The sequence below is a fragment of the Cupriavidus sp. KB_39 genome (assembly GCF_052114485.1).
Taxonomy (GTDB): domain Bacteria; phylum Pseudomonadota; class Gammaproteobacteria; order Burkholderiales; family Burkholderiaceae; genus Cupriavidus.
Genome location: NZ_JBFREV010000019.1, coordinates 21,512 through 42,098, shown reverse-complemented (window position 1 = coordinate 42,098; position 20,587 = coordinate 21,512). Strand labels below are relative to the sequence as shown.

General features: G+C 70.3%; 14 protein-coding genes. All 14 read left to right on the top strand.

Annotated features, from left to right (window positions below):
* Positions 1-2 precede the first annotated feature (2 nt).
* Complete coding sequence (locus tag AB4Z27_RS15675; protein ID WP_441644772.1) at positions 3-1,559, top strand: phage tail sheath family protein; 1,557 nt, start codon at positions 3-5, stop codon at positions 1,557-1,559.
* 56 nt (positions 1,560-1,615) lie between these two features.
* Positions 1,616-2,074 carry a phage tail protein gene (locus tag AB4Z27_RS15670; RefSeq protein WP_092296337.1) on the top strand — a complete coding sequence of 153 codons (459 nt, stop codon included), beginning with the start codon at positions 1,616-1,618 and terminating at the stop codon, positions 2,072-2,074.
* Between the two features lie 13 nt (positions 2,075-2,087).
* Positions 2,088-2,558 (top strand): phage tail protein, encoded by a 471-nt coding sequence (locus AB4Z27_RS15665; protein WP_441644771.1) that lies wholly within the window; start codon positions 2,088-2,090, stop codon positions 2,556-2,558.
* Between the two features lie 4 nt (positions 2,559-2,562).
* Positions 2,563-2,763 (top strand): DUF5908 family protein, encoded by a 201-nt coding sequence (locus AB4Z27_RS15660; RefSeq protein WP_092296331.1) that lies wholly within the window; start codon positions 2,563-2,565, stop codon positions 2,761-2,763.
* Positions 2,764-3,462, top strand: coding sequence for a LysM peptidoglycan-binding domain-containing protein (locus AB4Z27_RS15655; RefSeq protein ID WP_092296328.1), 699 nt, complete (start codon positions 2,764-2,766; stop codon positions 3,460-3,462). It abuts the gene before it with no gap.
* A gap of 3 nt (positions 3,463-3,465) precedes the next feature.
* Complete coding sequence (vgrG, locus tag AB4Z27_RS15650; RefSeq protein ID WP_441644770.1) at positions 3,466-5,253, top strand: type VI secretion system tip protein VgrG; 1,788 nt, start codon at positions 3,466-3,468, stop codon at positions 5,251-5,253.
* Positions 5,254-5,351: 98 nt separating this feature from the next.
* On the top strand, positions 5,352-5,624 hold the full coding sequence (locus AB4Z27_RS15645; protein ID WP_255370870.1) for a PAAR domain-containing protein: 273 nt from the start codon (positions 5,352-5,354) through the stop codon (positions 5,622-5,624).
* 2 nt (positions 5,625-5,626) lie between these two features.
* A complete protein-coding gene (locus AB4Z27_RS15640) occupies positions 5,627-6,046 on the top strand; it encodes a GPW/gp25 family protein (RefSeq protein WP_441644769.1) in 420 nt (139 codons plus the stop codon).
* Between the two features lie 11 nt (positions 6,047-6,057).
* Positions 6,058-10,242, top strand: a complete 4,185-nt coding sequence (locus tag AB4Z27_RS15635) for a baseplate J/gp47 family protein (protein ID WP_441644768.1) — start codon at positions 6,058-6,060, stop codon at positions 10,240-10,242.
* Entirely contained in the window at positions 10,232-11,050 is an 819-nt protein-coding gene (locus AB4Z27_RS15630; protein ID WP_092296313.1) for a hypothetical protein, read from the top strand. The genes AB4Z27_RS15635 and AB4Z27_RS15630 overlap by 11 nt, the downstream gene beginning before the upstream one ends.
* Positions 11,047-13,668, top strand: a complete 2,622-nt coding sequence (locus AB4Z27_RS15625; RefSeq protein WP_441644767.1) for a hypothetical protein — start codon at positions 11,047-11,049, stop codon at positions 13,666-13,668. Before AB4Z27_RS15630 ends, AB4Z27_RS15625 begins: the two co-directional genes overlap by 4 nt.
* A complete protein-coding gene (locus AB4Z27_RS15620) occupies positions 13,665-16,619 on the top strand; it encodes a contractile injection system tape measure protein (RefSeq protein ID WP_441644766.1) in 2,955 nt (984 codons plus the stop codon). The genes AB4Z27_RS15625 and AB4Z27_RS15620 overlap by 4 nt, the downstream gene beginning before the upstream one ends.
* A complete protein-coding gene (locus tag AB4Z27_RS15615) occupies positions 16,603-17,991 on the top strand; it encodes an ATP-binding protein (protein ID WP_441644765.1) in 1,389 nt (462 codons plus the stop codon). The genes AB4Z27_RS15620 and AB4Z27_RS15615 overlap by 17 nt, the downstream gene beginning before the upstream one ends.
* Positions 17,988-20,582 (top strand): putative Ig domain-containing protein, encoded by a 2,595-nt coding sequence (locus AB4Z27_RS15610; RefSeq protein ID WP_441644764.1) that lies wholly within the window; start codon positions 17,988-17,990, stop codon positions 20,580-20,582. Before AB4Z27_RS15615 ends, AB4Z27_RS15610 begins: the two co-directional genes overlap by 4 nt.
* Positions 20,583-20,587 lie beyond the last annotated feature (5 nt).

The window sequence follows — 20,587 nt, the reverse complement described above, 5'->3', positions numbered from 1 at the left end:
CAATGGGTGCAATGAAGACGCCTGGCGTCTATATCGTGGAGAAGAACGCCTTCCCGAATTCGGTGGTGGAGGTGGCAACGGCCGTTCCGGCGTTCATCGGCCATACGCAGATYGCCGATAACCGCAACAAGCCGCTCAGCATGAAGCCGTGGCGCATCAGTTCCATGGCCGAATATCACCAGTACTTCGGCTTCTCGCCGTTTCCGCGCTTCACGATCGCCGAAAAGACCGATGCCTCGGCGATTGCCGCGTTCCGCGTGGCCGGCAAGGACTACGTGCTCGAGATGCCGGAAGGCAAGGACGGCGGCGGCTACATGCTCTATCGCGCGCTGCGCCATTTCTTCCAGAACGGCGGTGGCCCGTGCTACATCGTCTCCGTGGGCGACTATACGCAGGACCTCGACCTCGACAAATTCAAGGCYGGCATCGACGAACTGCTCAAGGAGCAGGAGCCGACCATGGTCGTGATTCCGGAGGCCGTGCGTTTCAAGGCCRCCGAATGCATCGACCTGCAGCAGGCCGTGCTGGCCCACTGCGGCGACAAGATGCGCAGCCGCGTGGCGATCCTCGACATCTGGGGCGGCGACAAGCCGCGCAGCGACCCCGCCGGCGATCCCGTAGCCGCATTCCGCAACGCGCTGGGGATCAATTTCCTGGATTTCGCCGCCGCCTACTACCCGTGGCTGAACACCACGGTCATCGGCGACAAGGACATCAGCTACGAGAACATCGCCAACCCGGACGTGCTGATGCAGTTGCTGCGCAGCGACCTGGGCCTGCCGGACACCTTGCCCGACGACGCACCGCCCAAGACGCGGGAACTGGCCGGCGCCGTCGCCGACATCGGCAAGGACTGGAGCGCCACCACGCCGCCGCTGACGGACGACGCCATCCTGACCAGCAAGGCGTTGCTGAACAAGACGCTGACTTCGGTCAGCAGCCTGTTCAACACCATCCTCAACGAAGTCAAGTACCAGTTGAACCTGCTGCCCCCGAGCGCGGCGATGGCCGGCATCTACACGATGGTCGACAACACGCGCGGCGTCTGGAAGGCGCCCGCCAACGTCAGCCTGGCCGGCGTGGTGTCGCCGTCGGTGTCGATCTCCGCGGTAGACCAGGAAGAGCTGAACGTCACCACGCAGGGCAAGTCGATCAACGCCATCCGCAGTTTCATCGGCGAGGGGGTGCTGGTCTGGGGTGCGCGCACGCTAGACGGCAACAGCCTCGACTGGCGCTATGTGAACGTGCGCCGCACGATGATCATGCTTGAGGAATCGTGCCGGCTGGCGGCCAAGGCGCTCGTTTTCGAGCCCAACGTGGCCAATACCTGGGTCACCATCAAGAGCATGATCCAGAACTTCCTGACCAGCATCTGGAAGCGCGGCGGTCTGGCCGGCGCGGTGCCGGAGGACGCGTTCAGCGTGCACGTCGGGCTGGGCGAGACCATGACGCCCGACGACATCCTCGAGGGCATCCTGCGCGTGACCGTGCTGGTGGCGATGGTGCGGCCGGCGGAGTTCATCGAGATCACGTTCCAGCAACAAATGCAGAAGTCCTGACGCCGGGTCGCGGGCAGGGTCCAAAGACAAATCACAGATAGCAAGGGAGAAGTGTCATGGCAGACGACGGCTCGGCACAGTCGAAGAACGTGTGGCCCATTCCGAAGTTCCACTTCCAGGTGAAGTGGGACTCCACGGTCATGTCTTTCGAGGAGGTCTCGGGGCTCGACGTCGAGGCCCAGCAGATCGAATACCGTTCGGGCGACAGCCCGGTGTTTTCCACGGTCAAGATGCCCGGGCTCAAGAAGTTCGGCAACGTCACGATGAAGAAGGGCGTTTTCAAGGCCGATAACAAGTTCTGGGACTGGTTCAACCAGATCAAGATGAACACCATCAAGCGCGTGCCGGTGATCATCAGCCTGCTGGACGAGACCGGCAATCCGACCATGGTCTGGACGCTGAACAACGCCTGGCCGGCGAAGATTACGGGTACCGACCTGAAGGCACAGGGCAACGAGGTGGCCGTGGAAACCATCGAGATCGCCCACGAGGGCCTGACCATCGCCAACAGCTGACGCGGGATCTTCCATGCAGAAATCGGCGCGCTTCGGCACCGACTTCACGCCGGTTTCGTTCGCCTTCTCGGTTGGCTTCACCAACATCGCCACGGGCGTTGACTGCTCCTTCCAGGAGGTGTCGGGCATGGACCAGACGATGGAGGTGGAGGACGTGCAGTGCGGCGGCGAAAACCGCTTCGTCTACAAGCTGCCGAAGGGCATCCGCCAGGACARGCTGGTGCTGAAGCGTGGCGTGGCGGACATGCGTTCGCCGCTCATGCGCTGGTGCAAGTCGGTCCTTGGCGGCGGCTTCGTGCAGGCCGTGACACCGATGGACGTGAGCGTCTACCTGCTGGACGAGGTGGGCAACAAGGTACGCGGCTGGACCTTCCATGCGGCGTACCCGGTCCGCTGGGGCGTGGACGAGTTCCAGTCCACCAAGAACAACCTCGCCATCGAGACCATCGAGCTGGCCTACCTGAACTGCACGCGGGAGCTCTGAGCCCATGACGATCGAAGTCCGCCAGATGGTAATCCGCTCCGAACTCGGCAACGGCCAGCGGGGTGCGGCACCGGCCCGTGCCGAGGCCGAGCCCGATCCCGCGCAGTGCTGCGACGAGGACGAGGCCGCCAGCACGCGCCACCGCGAGCAGCGCGCGCAACTGCGCATGCTGCGGGCGCAGCTGGCCCGGCTGAGGGAGCGCTAGATGCCATTGCAGTCGGCCGAATTGACGCCACTCAAGATCACGGCCTGCGAGGACAAGGGCGGCGTGGTGTCGCCCCAGGCCGGCGCGGGCAAGTCCGTCTCGCTGCTGATCAACCCTTCGCAGCTGCGCCACGAGCGCAACACGTGCTTCAGCAAGGAGAAGCCGATGGGCGACACGGGCTCGGGCCGGCCGTTCAGCCATATGCAACCCGGCAAGCTTTCGTTCGCGGTGATCTTCGACGGCACCGGCGTGGTGCCGCGCCCGGCCAACAGTGCCGTGCCGGCCGAGGTGGAGGACCAGCTCAAGGCGCTGAGCGCCGTGATCTACGAGTACAAGGGCGTGCAGCATCAGCCCAGCATCGTCCAGATCCTCTGGGGCCAGCTTATCTTCACGGGCCGGTTGACCAGCTTCAGCACCGACTACACCATGTTCCGCCCCAGCGGCGTGCCGCTGCGCGCGACGGCCTCGCTCGCCTTCGACTCGTATACCAGCAGCAAGCAGGCCAAGCTCGAGGCGGACGCCAGTTCGCCGGACCTGAGCCACCTGGTGCAGGTGCGCGATGGCGACACGCTGCCGCTGCTGTGCGAGCGCATCTACGGCGACAGCCGCTATTACATGGCCGTGGCACGCTTCAATGGCCTGCGGCAGTTCCGTGCGCTGACGCCGGGCATGGCGCTACATTTTCCGCCGCTGGAGTAGCGCATGCCAACCTATCCGTCGATCGACACCGATGGCGTGCTGCGCCTCACCGTGAGCGCCAACGGCACAGCGCAGCCGGATCTCGCCGTGGTCTCGGTGACCGTGCGCCGCGCGTTCAACCGCATCCCATGGGCCGAGATCGTGATCCGCGACGGCGATATGCCCACCGGCACCTTCGCCTGCGGCGACTCCGCAGATTTCGCGCCCGGCAGCGGGGTGACCATCAGCGCTGGTTTCGGCAACGACGAGGCGCAGATCTTCAGTGGCGTGGTGATCCGCCACGGCGTACGCATCGAGGGCCAGAACGATTCGCGGCTCGTGATCGAATGCCGCGACGCCGCGGTAAAGATGACCGTTGGTCGCAACAATGCCAATTTCATCGACAGCACCGACAGTGACGTCCTGTCCACGCTGATTGGCGCACACGGGCTGACGGCCAAGGTCGACACCACCGTGGGCAGCTATGGCGAGATGGTTCAGTTCCACAGTTCGGACTGGGACTTCCTGCTGGCGCGCGCCGAGTTCAACGGCATGCTCGTCGACGTGGAGGACGGTACGGTCAACGTCCAGACGCCGCAGGCCGGCGGCGCCGTCGCGTTCGGCGTGACGTGGGGGCTCGACCTGTACGAGTTCGATGCCGACATCGACGCCCGGCTGCAGTACCAGTCGGTGCAAGCCACCGCCTGGGACCCGGCTGCGCAGGCCATCGTCCAGGGCGACGCGGCYGCGCCGRCGCCGTTCAACGCGCAGGGCAATCTCGACAGCGCCACGCTGGCCGATGTCATCGGCCTGTCCGTCATGCCGCTGCGCACGGCCACGACGCAGTCGCCACAGATGCTGACGAGCTGGGCCAAGGGCGTGCAGACCCGTGCCGAGCTGGCGCGCATTCGTGGCCATCTTCGCTGCATGGGCACGGCCCTGGCCCGGCCAGGTGTGCTGGTGCAGGTCAGCGGGGTGGGCCAGCGCTTCTCGGGCGCGGTCTACGTCACCGCAGTGGAGCATGCGCTGGTGGGCGGCTTCTGGCACACCGATGTCGAGTTCGGCCTCGATCCGGCCTGGCACCCCCTCCAGCACGACGTGGTGGCGCCGCCTGCGTCGGGGCTGCTGCCCGGCATCGGCGGCCTGCAGATCGGGGTGGTGCTCAAGCTGGACGGCGACCCGCTCAACGCGCAGCGCATCCAGATCTCGCTGCCGGTCACGCAGGCGCAGACACAGGGCGTCTGGGCCCGGCTGATCCAGGGCTATGCGTCGAACGGCTTCGGTGCCTTCTTCCTGCCCGAGGTCGGCGACGAGGTCATCGTCGGCTTTCTCAACGACGACCCCTGCCACCCGGTGGTGATCGGCGCGGTCTACAGCGCCAACCATGTGCCGCCGTATGCCATCGAGGCCGCCAACGACACCAAGGCCATCGTGACCCGCGCGCGCCACGTGATTGCGTTCGACGAGAAGAACAAGACCGTGACCATTACCACGCCGGGCAAGAACAAGGTCGTGTTCGATGACACCGCGCAGTCGATCCTGCTGCAGGACCAGCACAACAACAGCGTGAAGCTCTCGGAGGCCGGCATTGCCTGCGACAGTCCCTACGACATCACGCTCACCGCCCAGGGCAGCATCCGCATGAGCGCGAATGTGTCGATCGAACTGACGGCACAGGCTGACGTCAAGGCCGCCGGGCTCAATGTGCAATGCGAGGCACAGGTCGGCTTCACAGGCAAGGGCGGCGCCACGGCCGAGCTGTCCGCCGCCGGCCAGACCACGGTGCAGGGGGCCATGGTGATGATCAACTGAGCCCCACCGGCCGCCCCGCACCTTACTGAACCGAATCGAATCGAACCGAACCGAGCCCACTGCCTGCCGCCATGCCTCCCGCCGCCCGCTTGACCGACATGCACGCCTGTCCGATGCAGACCCCGGGCCTCCCGCCCATTCCCCACGTGGGCGGGCCGGTGATCGGCCCCGGCGTGCCGACAGTGCTGATCGGCAAGCTGCCGGCCGCCGTGGTTGGCGACAACGCGGTCTGCGTGGGCCCGCCCGACGTCATCGTGCAAGGCTCGGCCACAGTCATCATCGGCGGCCGCCCGGCGGCACGCGTGGGCGACACCACGGCCCACGGCGGCACGGTGGTGATGGGCCTGCCCACGGTCATCATCGGAGGCTGACGATGAACGAGACGAGTCCGTTCCTGGGCCGGGGCTGGCAGTTCCCGCTGCGCTTCGACCCGCGCAACGGCCAGGTCGGCATGGTGGCCGGCGTGGAGGATATCGAGGAAAGCCTGCGCATCCTGCTCGGCACCTATCCGGGCGAGCGCGTGATGCTGCCGGCCTACGGCTGCAGCGTRCGCCGCGCGGTCTTCGACACCCTCAACGAGAGCACGCTGACCGAACTCAAGGAACTGATCCGCCGGGCGATCCTGTTCTTCGAGCCGCGCATCCTGCTCGAGCGGATCGACGCCGMCGTGCTGCCGCTGGAAGGCCGCGTGGACCTGCAGGTGTGCTACATCGTCCGCACCACGAACACGCGGCACAACCTCGTCTATCCGCTCTATCTCGACCAGGCCACCGAGCCGGTCCGGATGTACTGAGGCGGCGCGGTATGTCAAACGGTACGCGTCAGGAGGACCGCCTGGCCGATGCGCTCGCATCGCACCACCTGCTGCCKGACGAGTTCGGTCTGGCGGACCGCCTGCGTCTCACCCTGGCGCAGGCGCGCGGGCTGCGCTTCGGGGCGGGCGGCGACGCCAACTGGGATACCGTGCTGCGCCAGGACGAATCCATCCTGCTGGCCGAGCTGGCATCGTTCCCGCTTGAGCGTCTGGAACGGGATTTCCTGGCCGCACTGGACAGCGAAGGCGAGGGCGCGCTGTGGGCGCGCATCTGGCAGCTGGTGCGCGCCTACGACGGCTGGTGCTGGTGGCTCGGCGGGCAGGGCGTGATCGCTCACGGCGTGGGGGACCAGCCGCCCGTGGCCGACGGCAACGGCATGGGCGATGCGCTGCGCGAGGCGCTCTACGCGCAGATCTCCCAGGGACTGGCGAGCGTGCKGCGCACCGGCATCGACGCCTTCGGCCACGGCGGCGGCACGCTGCACCCGGCCTGGGCGATGCCGGCCGGGCATGGCGCCCACGCCGACGCCCCTCTGGCCGGCACGTTGCCCGAAGACGATGCCGCCGCGCGGCGGCAGTGGCTGCGCCGTGCCTGGCTGGCCATGCGGTTGGCCATCGCGCGGCTGCAGCCGCTGGCACGCGCGCGGCTCGGGCCCAGCCTTGCCACCGGCCGGCACGAGCCCGCAATGGGCCTGCTTTTGACGGCGCTCCAGCTGTTCCAGTACAGCCGCGCGCCGCTGAACCGCTTTCCGGACCGGCTGATCGATTTCTACTACCGCGACGTGCTGCGCCTGTCCCCGCGCCCGGCGGTGCCCGAATCGGTGCACCTGCTGCTGGGCCGTGCGCCGCGTTATGCCGGGCCGGTCGATATCGACGCCGGTACGCGCTTCCTGGGCGGCAAGGACGCGCAGGGCCGCGCGCTGGCTTTCGCCGCCGATACCGCGCTGACGGTGACCGATACCGCGGTCGCCATGCTGTGCAGCCTGCGTGTGGCGCGCGACCCGAGCATTTCGCCTGAGCGGGAATTCGACTATCCCACGCGCATCCAGGTCGAAACGCTGCCGCTCCTGCCGCCCGAGGCCGCGTATGCCGAACGTGCGCCGTGGTGGCCGCTGCTGGGGGGCGCCGTGCGCGACTCGGCCGCGCAGGCGCACGACGCGCGGCTCGGCTTCGCCATTGCCTCCCCGCTGCTGCGGCTGCGCGAGGGCCAGCGCGAGATCCGCGTCCGGCTGCAGCTGTCGCATCCGGCCAGCGACGATCCGGCGCTGCAACGCGCATTGCGCACCGCGCACGCGGCGCGCACCGTCGACTGGCTCGCCGATCTGTTCCAGCGCTACGCGGCGCGGGAGCGCCAGCAGTTTCCGCCACGCCCACGTCCACGCGCAACGCCGGCCCCCGCGCCCGCTGAATCGTCCGAGCCCGCCACGCTGGCCCAGGAAGCCTGGGCGCGCTCGCCGGATTTCGGGTCCGACGTGCAACTGGCCTACCTGCTCGCGGCCTGCCTGGCCTGCGCCGATGCCGAGCGGTTCGCGGAACGGCTGGGACGGCTGTTCGCGGCCTGGCTCGTGGCAGGCGAGGAAGACCTGCGCGCCGCCGATCTCACCGCACTGCGCGCGCACGCCGCCAGGCTCGATCCGTCACGCGCGGGGCGCCGCGTGGAGATCGACGATCCGCTGATCCTGATCCACCCACCGCGCGACGCCGCGCAGGCCGGCGCGCTGCCGGACCGCGCGCTGATCTTCGAGCGGGTGTTCGCCGATGTCTGGCACGTCCAGTTGAGCGTGCCCACGGGTTGGCTGCGCATCGACACGGTCTTCACACGCCGGCGGCCCGGCAGCGGCGACCATGCCGGCGGGGCCATCGAACTGACGCTGCGGCTCGGCCCCGAGCAGCCCCCGGTGGTGCCGTGCCAGCCCGCCAGYCATGGCGCGCCGTGGCCGGCGCAAGCCGTGCTSCAGTGCATGCTGCGCACGCAGAGCCGGCTCTTTGCGCACGGCCTGCTGGCGCAGTACGCGGTCCACGATATGCGCCTCAGCGTGAGCGTGCAGGACATGCGCGACGTGGTGCTTTACAACCAGCTTGGGCGCCTCGACCCCTCCAAACCGTTCCTGCCGTTCGGCCCGACGCCTGCCGTCGGCAGCCATCTGGTCCTGGGCAGCGCCGAGTTGGCCTGCAAGCCGCTACAGGCGCTGCAGGTCGACCTGAAATGGTCGGGCCTGCCCACCGCGCCGGGCGGCTTTCCCGAGCATTACGCAGGCTATCCCGGCGACTGGTCGGCCAGTGACTTCGGTGTCGGCGCGCAGGTGCTGACCGATGGGCAATGGCGCGGTGCGGATACTGCGGTGCTGTCGCTGTTCAGCACGCACGACGGCGATGGCCGCGGCGAGCGCCTGGTGCCCGGCCACCGGCTGGTGTTCCCGAGCACGGTGCTGCGCCGGTTCCAGCGCGCGGCCGCACCGGTCGCCCCGGGCCAGCCGTTCCAGTATGGCCTCGGCACGCGCGCCGGTTTCTTCCGATTCGATCTGAGCCAGCCCGCCGGCGCGTTTGGCCACGCGGCCTATCCGGCGCTCCTCGGCGCAGCGCTCACCCGCAATGCGCGGCGCAAGCGCGCCGGTCCGCTCCCGCGCGAACCCTACACGCCGGTGCTGGAAAGCCTGTCCCTGCGCTACCAGGCCAGCCAGGACATCGACCTCGTCGGGGAGCCGAACGGCGGCCATGTCGATGGGCTGGTGCAGGCGGCCTATCACCTGCATCCGTTCGGCGTTTCGCCGATGGCGCGAGCTGGCGGCCAGCCGCCCGCGCTGCTGCCGCGCTTCCCCCATGACGGCAATCTCTACATCGGCCTGTCCGGCGGCAATCCACAGGGGGCGCTGAGCCTGTTCTTCCACCTGCGCAGGGAGGCAGCAGCCGGGCGCTGGGCCGATGCCGAGCCAGCCTTGCATTGGGCGGCGTGGCGGGACGGTGGCTGGCAGCCGCTGCCGGCGCACGCGCTGGTCAGCGACGGCACGCAGGGCTTGCTGCGCCCGGGCATCGTCCGGCTCAACCTGCCGGCCGGCATGGCGGCGGACTGCCTGGCTGTGTCGCGTCCCGCCGGCCAGGCGTACTGGCTGCGGCTCAGTGCCGATTGGGGCTTCCTGCGGCTGGCGGGTCTCCATGGCGTGCACGCCCACGCCGTGCASGCCACGCGCTGTGTCCCGGCCGATGCCGSCATCGCCCCGGACGCGGTGCAGGTAGCCTTGCCGCCGGGCAGCATCGACCGCCCCGAGCGCAGCGTGCCGGGTCTCGGCGCGGTGGTGCAGGTCGGCCCGTCCGAGGGCTGGCGCGCCGCCGATCGCCCTGAGGCGGTGCGCCAGCGCGGTGCCGAGCGGTTGCGCCACAAGGCGCGCGCGGTCACGCGTTGGGACTACGAGCGGCTGGTGCTCGATGCCTTCCCGGCGGTGTGGAAGGCCAAGTGCTTCCCCCACCACGAGGTAACGATCGACGACGACACGGCGGCCAACCGCAGTACGCGCCATCGCCACCTTGCCAACCATCCCGGGCAGGTGCTGATTGTGGTGGTGCCGCATCCGCATTCGGGCGACCTGTTTCGCAGCACCGAAGCCCCGCGCTTCGACGCCGCCGTGCTCGACGCCATGCAGCGCCACCTTCAGTCGTGTGCGCCGCCCGGCGCGGCCGTGCGGGTGCGCAACGCTGCCTACGAGCGCGCGCAGCTGCGCTGCATCGTGCAGCTGCGCGCCGACGCCCACCCCGGCGCGGCGGTGCGCCAATTGAACCGGGCGATCGTCGAATACCTGTCGCCGTGGCATGCGGACGGGCTCGGCGCGGAGTTCGACTGGAGCGTGCGCGCGGAGGCCGTGGAAGCGTTCCTGCGCGGCCAGCCCGGTGTGGCCGCCGTGGGCCGTGTGTCGATGCTCCATATCGTGCGCAACGACAGCCAGTTCAACGCGCTGCGCGACACCGCCACGCACGTGACCCACGGCGAGGCGCGCACGCTGCGCCCGGCGCAGCCGTGGAGCCTGCTGCTGCCCACGCGGCGTCACCTGATCGAGTTGCGCGACGAGGTCGGCCCGCTGGTGCCGCAGCGCACCGGCATCGCCCGGCTCGAGGTGGGCAATACCTTCATCGTGGGCCGTTCGCTGCCGACGTCTTCCGCGCAGGAGCGAGATGACCAGTAGGAACCGAGAATCCCTCAAACGCTATTTCCGCGAAGGCGCGCTGCCTGACGAGGACCATTTCGCCGATCTGATCGACTCGATGCTCAACATGAGCGACGAGGGCTTCCGCAAGACGGTGGAACATGGTTTCGAGGTCTATTCGCCGGTTGGTCACGATGCGTTGATCAGCTTCTTTCGCGACCAGGACCCYGAGCGGCCCGCTTGGCGCATCGGCTTCGGCGGTGAGCGCGACGCGCTGCTGGTGCAGGGCCGCGCGGCCGGTGCCGGTGAAGGGGAGGGCAAGGAGGAGGGCGAGGTGGGGCCGGCGCTGCTGTGCCTGGACCAGGCGCGGCGTATCGGCATCGGCACGGAGCAGCCTGCGGCCACGCTGGACGTGGCCGGAGCGGTGCGCAGCCGGGGGCGCCAGGGCGCGTTCGGGCGCACGCATGCGACCCCGCTGCGCGCCGACGGCACGTGGCAAGACCTGACCGACGACCTGGAGGGCTGTCAGGCGTTCGAGGTCATGGCCGGCGCGGGGCTGCGCGGCAAGGGCCGCTTCGGGATGGTCCACGCCATCGCCGTCAACACCTACAACCCCACGCTCGGACTGTTCGACTTCCTGAACCGCAAGCGCGGCATCCGCTGCACGCACGGCTACTACAGCCGCCGCTGCGACAAGCTCGAATTGCGCTGGACCGGCACCAGCGGGCGCAATGCCACGTACCGGTTGCAGATCCGCACCGGCTGCGATTTCGGGCCGGACGTGCAGATCCAGGCGCAGCTGACCCAGCTCTGGTTCGATCCGCACATGAGCGGAGGCCAGCCGTGAGCCGAACCAACCCCGCACCCATGACCGGGCCGATGTCGGGTCCGGGCGCTTCCACCGATCCGCCGCCACGCGGCACCGTGTTGCCACCYGGCGCAGTGGATGCCGACGCGCTCGGTACGGCCGCCATCGCACGGCTGTACGGCGACGCGCCGTTCAGCTATCCCGACCTGCGCGCGCGGGGCATTGCGCTCTCGCAGGCGGCCAGCGGCCAGCTCTGGACCGACTACAACCTCCACGACCCCGGCGTCACGCTGCTCGAGTCGCTGTGCTACGCGATGACCGAAGGCGTATTCGCCGCGGACGCCGACGTGGCCGACCTGCTGACCGCGCCCGATGGCCGCATCCATTACCGCCGCCACGCGCTCCACGGCGCGGAGGAAGCGTTGCCGTGCCGGCCGACCACCGAAGCCGACTGGCTGCGCTACCTGCTGGACCGCGTGCCGGCGGTACGCCAGTTGCGCCTGCGCATGCCCGCAGCGGACGGGCGATGGCAGATGGCGCTGCGCGTGGCTGATGGCGACGGCGAGGCCGCCGCGCGCGACACCGTGCGCGCCTACCTGGCCCAGCGCAACCTGGCCGAGGATCTCGATGGCGCACCCGGCATCCTGCGCCCGCGCTGGTGCGCGCTGGAGATCCGCCTCAGCGTGGAAGGCCCGCGCGAGCTTGGCGACATCCTCGTCGAACTGGTGCGCCGCTGTGCCGACATCGTCGGTGCCGCGCCGCCGCGCCAGCCAGTGCAGGCCCGCCTCGCCCAGCGCGACGCCCAGGGCCGCGTGCTGCCCACCGACGAACTGTTCGACGGCCCCGCCGTGCAGTGCGGCTGGATGGCCACGGAAGACCTTCGGCACGATCCGGCCAACCGGCTTTACTTCAGCGACCTCGCACGCGCACTCCGCGAGATCGACGGCGTGGCCGACATCAGCACGCTACGGCTCGTGCCACTTGACGCCCCGGCCACGGACGTTACCCATGACGAGGCCGGCGACAGCCTGCCGTGGCAGGGCCCGGACTGGGCGCTGCAATTGCGCTGGCCGGAAGATGCCGATGCGCTGGCACGCTGGGAAGTCAGCCGGCGCGGCAGCCGGCTCCATCTGGATACCCATGCCCTGCTGGTACGGCTGGCCGATGCTCGGCAGGCTGCGCGCGTCGCCCTGACAGCGCCACGTACGGCGCCGTATGCAGGCCAGTTGCTGCGGCGGCCCACCGGACACTACCTGCCCGATGCCCCCTACCTGTCGAGCTGGCACCACTTGCCACCGCTCTATCGGGAGGCTCACCTCGCGCCGAAGGCCGACCCGGYACGGCAGGCCCAGTTCGGCGCCTATCTTGCCCTGCTCGAACAATGGCTGGCGCACGGCAGCGCGCAGACCCAGCACCTGCGGGCACTGTTCAGCGTGGCACGCGCGTCGGCCGACAGCTACTGGTGGACGCCGCTGGACGCCACGCACATCCCCGGCCTGGCCGGGGTGCCGGCCGACACGCCGGCGGCCGTGCAGGCGGCGCTCRGCCAGGAAGACGACGCACCCGAGCGACGCAGTCGCGTGCTGGACCTGATGCTGGCGCTGCACGGCGAATCGTGCGACCAGCACAGCATCCAGCGATTCGGCGTGTACTACGATAGCGCCGCCTGGCAGGCCCATCTGCTGACTTGCAAGCGGCGCTTCGTTCAGCGGATCGTGCGCCATACGCGGGACCGCGCCGGCGGCTTCGACTACAGCCGCCCCTCACTGGGGCGGCGGGGCAATACCGCGCCGCTGCAGGAGCGCGTGGGGCTGCTGCTCGGCTTCGCCGAGACGCACAGCCGGCGCCTCGCGGGCGTGCTGGCGCGCCACGGGCTGGCCCTCGACGAACGCCCGCCGCACGTCGCCCAGCCGCCCATCGCCCCCGCCACCCGCCCGACACCCCAGGCGGGCGCGCCCGACCACCCCGAGCTGCTGGTGATGTACCCGCCGGCACGCGCGCGGCTTGTCGCGCATTACGAGGAAGACCTGGCCGAGCGCCAGGTGCACGAACGGCTGGCTTTTCACTTCCCGCAACTGGCGCCGCAGGCGCTGCCGGCAGCACTGTTCCGCTGCGCAGTTCATGCCGGGCGTTATCACCGCGTGGAAGGGGCATCGGGGCCGGAACTGTGGTTGGGGCCGGACGAAGCGGGCCATTGGTGGCCGCTGCCGGTGCGCGACGGACCCGGCGGCGTGCTGGCACCCGCGCTCTACCTGCATGAGCTGGCCTGCCGCGTGCAGCGCGAGGCGGAAGGTCTTCATCTGGTCGAACACATCCTGCTGCGCCCGCTGGGGCAGGGTGGCGGCCAGCCGGACGTGCCCGAAACCTTCTACGCCCACCGGATCAGCGTGGTGCTGSCGGGATGGACCGCACGCGGCGCGGACCGGAGCTTTCGCGATCTCGCAACGGAGACCATCGGKCTYGGCTGTCCGGCGCATGTCAAGCCGGACGTCCATTGGCTCGACACCACCGCGCTSGCCGCCTTCGAGCGGGAGTTCGCGGCATGGCTGGACGCCCGCATGGCCCACGCCCGCGACAGCGCCGCCGTGGCGCRGCTCGACGYCTGCGCCGCGCGGCTGCGGCGGCGGCTGGCCGCCCTGGCGGGAGACCAGCCATGAGGCAGGCGCATGCGATCGAGACGCTGACCTGGCACGCGCTGGGCTCCGACGACCGCGAGGCAGCGCGCGCCCATCAGGCCCGCCTCAGCGCGTTCCTGAACGGGCCCGGGCGGGCGACGATTGCCCGTGTGTTTTCGCGCCTCTCCGTGCCGGGCGAGGTGTGGCAAATTGAGCGGCTCGAAATCGACACCGGCCCGATGCCAGCGGATGGCAGCTTCGGCCAGTGGTCAGCCATTCTCGAGCGCCARCTGGCCGACGCGCTGCATCACACACTGCATARCGCGCGTCACGGCCAGCGCGGAGGGGGCATGCGTGCGGACGCCGCCGCGCTGGCCGGCATGGCGCCAAGGCCGGCGGACCACCAGCGGCTGGAGCACTTCCTCTTCTATCTGCGCCACGGACACCTGCCGTGGTCTCGCAGTGCGATGGCGGGGCGTGGGTTGTCGGCGTGGCTGGCCACGCTGGCACGGCGCACGGGGCCGCGCCTGTGGTCGTTGCTGCGCGCGCTGCGCCCCGCGGACTACGTGCTCGCGCGCCTGAGCCAGATCACGCCGTACCAGGGGTTGCAGGCGCTGGTGGCGATTCGCCATCGGGAACTGGCCGAGAGCCTCGACATGCTGGACGCGCAGATCCTCGCGCCGCTCCAGGCACGCGGTCGCCTCAGCGCCTATCAGGTGCAGCAGCTGCAGCAGGCGTGGCGGGTGGCGGCGTTCCGCACGCTGTGGGACCGGCACGCCGGGCACCTTGGCGCAGATGGCATCCAGCGCTTGCGGCGCGAGCTTGGCGCCGCGCTGGCGCGGCAACTGGGGCAGGGCGGACTGGGCGCGTGGCGGCCCGCACGCCGGCAACCCCCGGGCCGCGCCAACGATGCCGCGCTCGCCCCCCTGCTGTTTGCTGGCGTCATCGACACCGTGGCTCCCGGCGCGATGCTGGCCCCGGTGCCTGCGCGCCTCGCCCCAGGCATGCCGGGGGGCGCGCCCGAGCACGCGCGGCGACCGCTGGATGCCGCGCTGGAACGGCTTGGCACCGCACTGGACGGTAGCGTGCCACTGSACGGCGCGGCGCTGGAGGTGCTGCTGCAGGATCTGTATCGACGCGAACCCGACGTGCTGCGGGCCCGGCTGCGTGGGCTGGTGCTGCGGGACGGGCAGGCCGAACAGTGGCTGGCGCGGCACGGCGCGCCGCTGACTGGCCGTGTGTTGCGGGCGCTCGCACCGCGCGACGACGCGGCGCGCGGCGCGAGCCTCGGCGTGCACTGGGCCGAGTCGCTGCGGCAGTTTGCGCTGGCCGCGCTGGCCCGCCCGGCCGGCGTGGGCCGCGCCGCGCGACCCGGGGGCGTCTCGGCGCTGCAAGCGTGGCTCGCGGCGTACAGCCTGCGGCAACTGGCGCTGGGCGAGCGCGCACCGACCGACCARCGKGGCTGGGAACGGCTGTGGCAGCGCGCGCTGCGGGCATGGCAGCCTGACCATCGCCCGTCGCGCCGCCCGGCGGCTTCAGTGGCTTCAGCGGCTGCAGCGGTTTCATCGGCGCCCATCCAGGCCGTTCCAGGCCCTCAGGCTGTCCAGGCCATGCAGGGATCGACGGCAAGGCCGGCGACGTATGCGCCACAGACGCCTCGTGCGTTGGCCGGCCGGCTCGACTGGGACGCGATTCACYGCATCGCTTCCCGCACACTGCGGATTGCCCATCTGCTCGCCTTGCCGCAGCGTCCCGCCGCGCGGCGGGACTGGATGGTGCGGCGGCAGGCGACGAGCTGGTTGGCCGATCCCGCGCTGTGTGCCGACTGGATTGCGGTGACGCGGCCCACCCAGCGCTGGGCGCTGTTGGGCGTGCTGTTCCCGCGCGAGCTTGGCACGTTGCGSGAGGCCAGCGCCGCGCTGGCGCAGACCGCGGCGCTGCTGGGTCCCGACCTCTCGGCAGCGGCGCGGGCGCGCAGCCACTGGCGCTTTCTCGCACACCATGTGCTGGTGGAGCAGCGGCCGATCACGGCGGCATCGCTCGCGCGGCGCCATGCCTTGTACCTGTATCGCGAGCACGGCCACGGCGCAGGGGCGCTTGGCCAGTGGCTGCGGCGTGTGGCGCAGGCCAGTGCCCGGCCGGAGGCGCCCGAAGCCACGCCCCCGCTTGCGCCGCCGGTGAAGCTGGCGAAGCTGGGGCAGTGGGGTCGGCTGGGGCGCTGGTGGCGGCGTGGGCATGCAGCCCCGGCGTCCTTGCCGGCGCCAGTCCTGCCTGCAGGCGCCATCCGTGCCTTGCACGCTGCACCCACCGAAACCGAGCAATGGGAAGCCCGCCAGCCACTGGACYGGCCGCTTCCGCCATCGACAAGGAATTCACCCGTGGCCGACCGCCCAACCCCTCCGGCGCCGGCGCGCCYCGAAGCCGCCGTRCTGGCCGAACTCGCCGCGCTGGAAGCCGCCATCGCAACGGGCACGCATTACGTGTCCGATGCCGGGCTCGTGTTGCTGGCCAACTATAGCCAGCAACTGTTCCGCATGCTGGACCTGCTCGACGGTCCGCGCCTGCGCGATGCGCGGGCGGCATCGAAGGCGGTGCGCTGTCTGGCGTGGCTGGCGCACGGTCACGACGACGCCAGCGAGCCCGAGTGCATCCTGCCGAAGCTGCTTTGCGGCATGCCGCTCGGCGAGCCGCTGTCCGCGCCTGCGGAAGGCCCGACCTGGCTCGACACGGAGACGCGCGCGGTACTCGACAGCCTGCTGGGCGCGGTGATCGCCCACTGGAAGACGATCGGCCAGACCTCCCCGGATGGCCTGCGCGAGACGTTCCTGCGCCGCGAAGGCCGGTTGGTGCGCGAGGAAGCCGCCGCCGGCACGCACTGGCGCCTGGTGGTACGGCCTGCGCCGTTCGACATGCTGCTGGACCGCCTGCCGTGGTCGTACGCCACCATCAAGCTGCCCTGGATGCAGGAGGCGCTGTATGTCGACTGGCGCTGAGGTGGACATYGCCCTGCACGCCGAGGCGTTGCGGCGCGAACTGGACTGGCTTGTCGCCGCGCTMGATGCCCGCTTCCGGCAGCATTTCGCGCAGCCGGCCGGGGCGTCTCCCGCAGCGCATGGCGACGCRACCGAGGTGGCGCCGGACGTGCCGCCGCCGCCCGCGCTGCCCGCCGGCAGCGCGTTGTCCGTCATCGTGACGCAGCACGGGCTCGCGGCCCACGAGCGGCTGGTGCTGGCGCTGGCGCTGGCACCGCACCTGCGGCCCTCTGCGCTCGACCTGTTTTTCGTCAAGAACCGCGATTTCGACCGGGGCTTCACTGAATTCGGCGGCAGTCGGGCGCAGCACCACGGCGGCTTCCTGCCGAGCGGGGAAACGGCCATCTTCCTGCTGGCTGGCGAGGACCTGGCCGCCCGGATCGCCGCGCTGGCCCTGTTCGACCCCGATCATGYGTTTGCGCAAGCAGGCCTGCTGCAGCTCGATGGGGAGATCGGTGGCGAACCGCAGTTGAGCGGCGCGCTGCGCGTCAGCGCCGAGACGCTCCAGCGCCTGCAGACCGGCGTCTGGCACAAACCCGACTACAACGCGCAGTTTCCGGCGCGGCGCATCGCCACGGCGCTGGCGTGGGACGACCTCGTGCTCGCGCCGGACGTGATGGACGAGATCGAGATCGTGCGCACCTGGCTGCGCGACGGCCCGGCCCTGATGGAGACCTGGGGCCTTGCCAGGACCGTCAAACCCGGCTACCGCTGCCTGTTCTACGGCCCACCCGGCACCGGCAAGACGCTGACCGCCACGCTGCTGGGGCAGGACGCGGGCGTGGACGTGTACCGGATCGACCTGTCGATGGTGGTCTCCAAGTACATCGGCGAAACCGAGAAGAACCTTGCGCGCGTGTTCGACCAGGCGCAGAGCCGGCGCTGGGTGCTGTTCTTCGACGAGGCGGACGCGCTGTTCGGCAAGCGCTCTGCCACGCAGAGCAGCAACGACCGCCACGCGAACCAGGAGGTGGCCTACCTGCTCCAGCGCGTGGAGGACTTCCCGGGCACAGTGATCCTGGCCACCAATTTGCGCGGGAACCTCGACGAGGCCTTCTCGCGCCGCTTTCAGTCGATGATCTATTTCCCGATGCCTGATGCAACCCAGCGGCTGCGGCTGTGGCGCAGCCTGATCCGCGAGCCGGGGCGGCTTGCGGCCGATATCGATTTGCCGGAGCTGGCCGAGCGGCATGAGCTGTCTGGCGGGGCCATGGTCAACGTGCTGCGCTTCGCCGCCTTGCAGGCCCATCGGGAGGGCGCGGTGCAGATTGGGGCCGGGCATCTGTTGCACGGCATCGCGCGCGAGCTGCGCAAGGAAGGGAGGACACCATGAGGCCAGCGCGGCGGGGTCTTGCAGCGGCGCTATTCGCGGCCGGGCTCGGGTTGCTCTGGCCTGCCCCGGCGGCAACGCCGGGGCAGGCATCGGCCGGGGTGGCCCCGCCTGCCCCGGCTTCCGTGCCGGCTTCGGCTGCCGTGGCGGTGCCGGCGTCCGCGCCGGCCGGTGCGCCGCTGGCGGTGGTGACGGTGGTCGCCTCGGCGCCGGCTGCGCTGTCGTGCGCGGTGGCGCCGGGCCAGCCCGTGCCCGATCAGTGCATTGCCGATGCCGACCCGCTGTCGTTCGAAAAGACGGCTGTGACCACGCTGCCGGCGGCGGTAGAGAACCTGCCGTATACGTACCGCTTCCGCGCCACGGGTGGCGAGCCGCCCTACGTGTTCCGCGCGGCTGACAACGGCTTGCCGGAGGGCCTGGCGCTCGATGCGGCCGGTAACGTGCAGGGTGCCACGGCGAGACGCGGCCGGCACACCTTCCTGGTCGAACTGCGCGACCGCTGGGGACAAGGCGTGCGCCAGCGCTTTGCGCTGAACGTGGTCGGGCCGCGCGCGCCGTCGCCGGCACGGCCGGCTTCCACGCCCGCCGCCGATCCGCCGATCCAGACCGTGCCGATCGCGGCCACGCAAACCCCGCTGCGTGGGCGCACGCTGATCGATACGTGGCTGCTGACCGAGGCTGTGCTCGGCAAGATCGCCCCGCCCGCGGCACCGCCGGCGCCGGAGGGCGAGGCCGAAGGCGAGGGGGCGGGCCCATCGACGCCCCCGGCGCCCCCGGCACCACCGGCGCCAGACCCCGATGGCCTCGACGAACTGAGCGAGGCCGGCGCCAGCCAACTGGCCACACTGTTGCAGCCGTTGGTCAATGTGGAATACCCGACGCGCGCGCTGTTCACCGCCGCCCTCGATGCGCGTGTCTGCACCTACGCGGCGGAGCTGACCGCCAAGGTCGCGCTCGATACCGGCAAGGCCGCCCCCGGTGCCGCGCAGTGGCGCGAGCGCTGCCTCACGGCATGGCAGGGCCCGCCGCCGAAGACGCCGCCCCAACTGGCCGAGACGCCGGTCAAGTGGCAGGACCTGCCGGCTACGCTGCTGCCGCCGCGCGTACGCGCCTGGCTGGTCGAGCAGGCCATGACCAGCCACGATGCCGCCAAGGCCGTGGCACCGGGCTGGTCAGGCACCGGCTGCAACTGCTTCGTGTCCGAGTCCACCGGCAAGGTCTATGGCATGGTGCCGAACTGGAGCGACCCGAAGACCGGGCCAAAGACCGACTTCGGGCTCTATGACCGGCTGGTCGGCTATGCGCARCCGTTCGACGAGGACGGCAACGTCACGCCCCTCGCGCCCGATGCGGCGCAGATCGACTTCCTGCGTGCGATCCACCGTTATGGCAGCAAGCTGGACGTGACGCTCTATCGCAAGGACTGGCAGTTTCTGCTGCGCCTGCCCGAGACACAGCGGCGGCGCGTGGCCGAGGAGGCCGCACGGCAGGCGCTGCGGCTGATCGACACGCCGCTCCGGCGGCTGGACACCCGCTGGGAGGACCGCGTTCCCGGGCTGGCTGGCGAGAGCCATGTCGGCGACGGCATCACGCTGTTCCTCGACCAACCGCCGTTGCCCGGCGATGCRCGCTACGCCGCGTTCGACGACTTCCGCAACCGTCTGGTGCACGCGCTGATTGCCGAGATGCGCCAGCGCCACCGCCACTACACGCTGAACCTGATGGTCCAGGCGGCGGACCTCGTGCCTGCGCTGCGCCACGGCGACGAGCCGGCCACTGCTACGGCGCCCAAGCCGTCCAATCCGCCCACGCCCGCCGCACGGGGCAGGGCGCCTCCGCCGCCGGCGCCGCCGGCTGACCCTCCCTCTGCTACCTGGACCTTCGACGGGCTGCTCGACTATCTGGTGCGCGCCGAGGATCCGCCGTTCCAGGATGGTCGCATCGCCGTGGGCGCGGGTGGCTATCGATCCCACACCAATGTCACCGTGCGTTACCTGGTGGCGCTGCCGGAGCCGACCACGCTGAGCAAGAAGACGCTGCGCGAGGCCGTGGAGAGCACGCCGGCGCTGGCCGGCACCAACCGGGCAATCCTGATGCGGCGCATCCTGCCGCTGGTGTCGGTGGGCAGCAGCCAGGCGCAGCAGATGAGCGACGACATGGCTTACTTCAACGACAACTTCGGCGGGGTGGCGCTGTGGCCGCAGCCGGTGGCCGATGCCACGTTCACCCACCTGGTGGAAACCACCTTGCGTGGCACCATCCTGGCGGGCGAGACGCGCGAGGGCGCGCTGTGCAATCTGGTCTGCGACTGGCGCTGGGCGCTGCGCGCGGCGTTCTGGCTGCTGCTCGGCATCGTGGCCGTGTCGTTGGCCGCGTTGCTCCTCTCGTGCCGCGTGCGCGCGCTGGGCCGGCCGTACCAGCTTTATGTCGTGGTGGCGGGCATTGTGCCGCTGGTGATCGGCGGGCTGCTGTTGCGCTGCGATCCCGACCTCGCTTCCGCGAACTTCAGCAACCAGCTGCTTTTCGCGGTACTGGCGGTGGTGATCGTCGCGCTGCTGGTGCCGCTGCTCAAGCCCAAAGTGCAGAGGCCCTGAGCCAT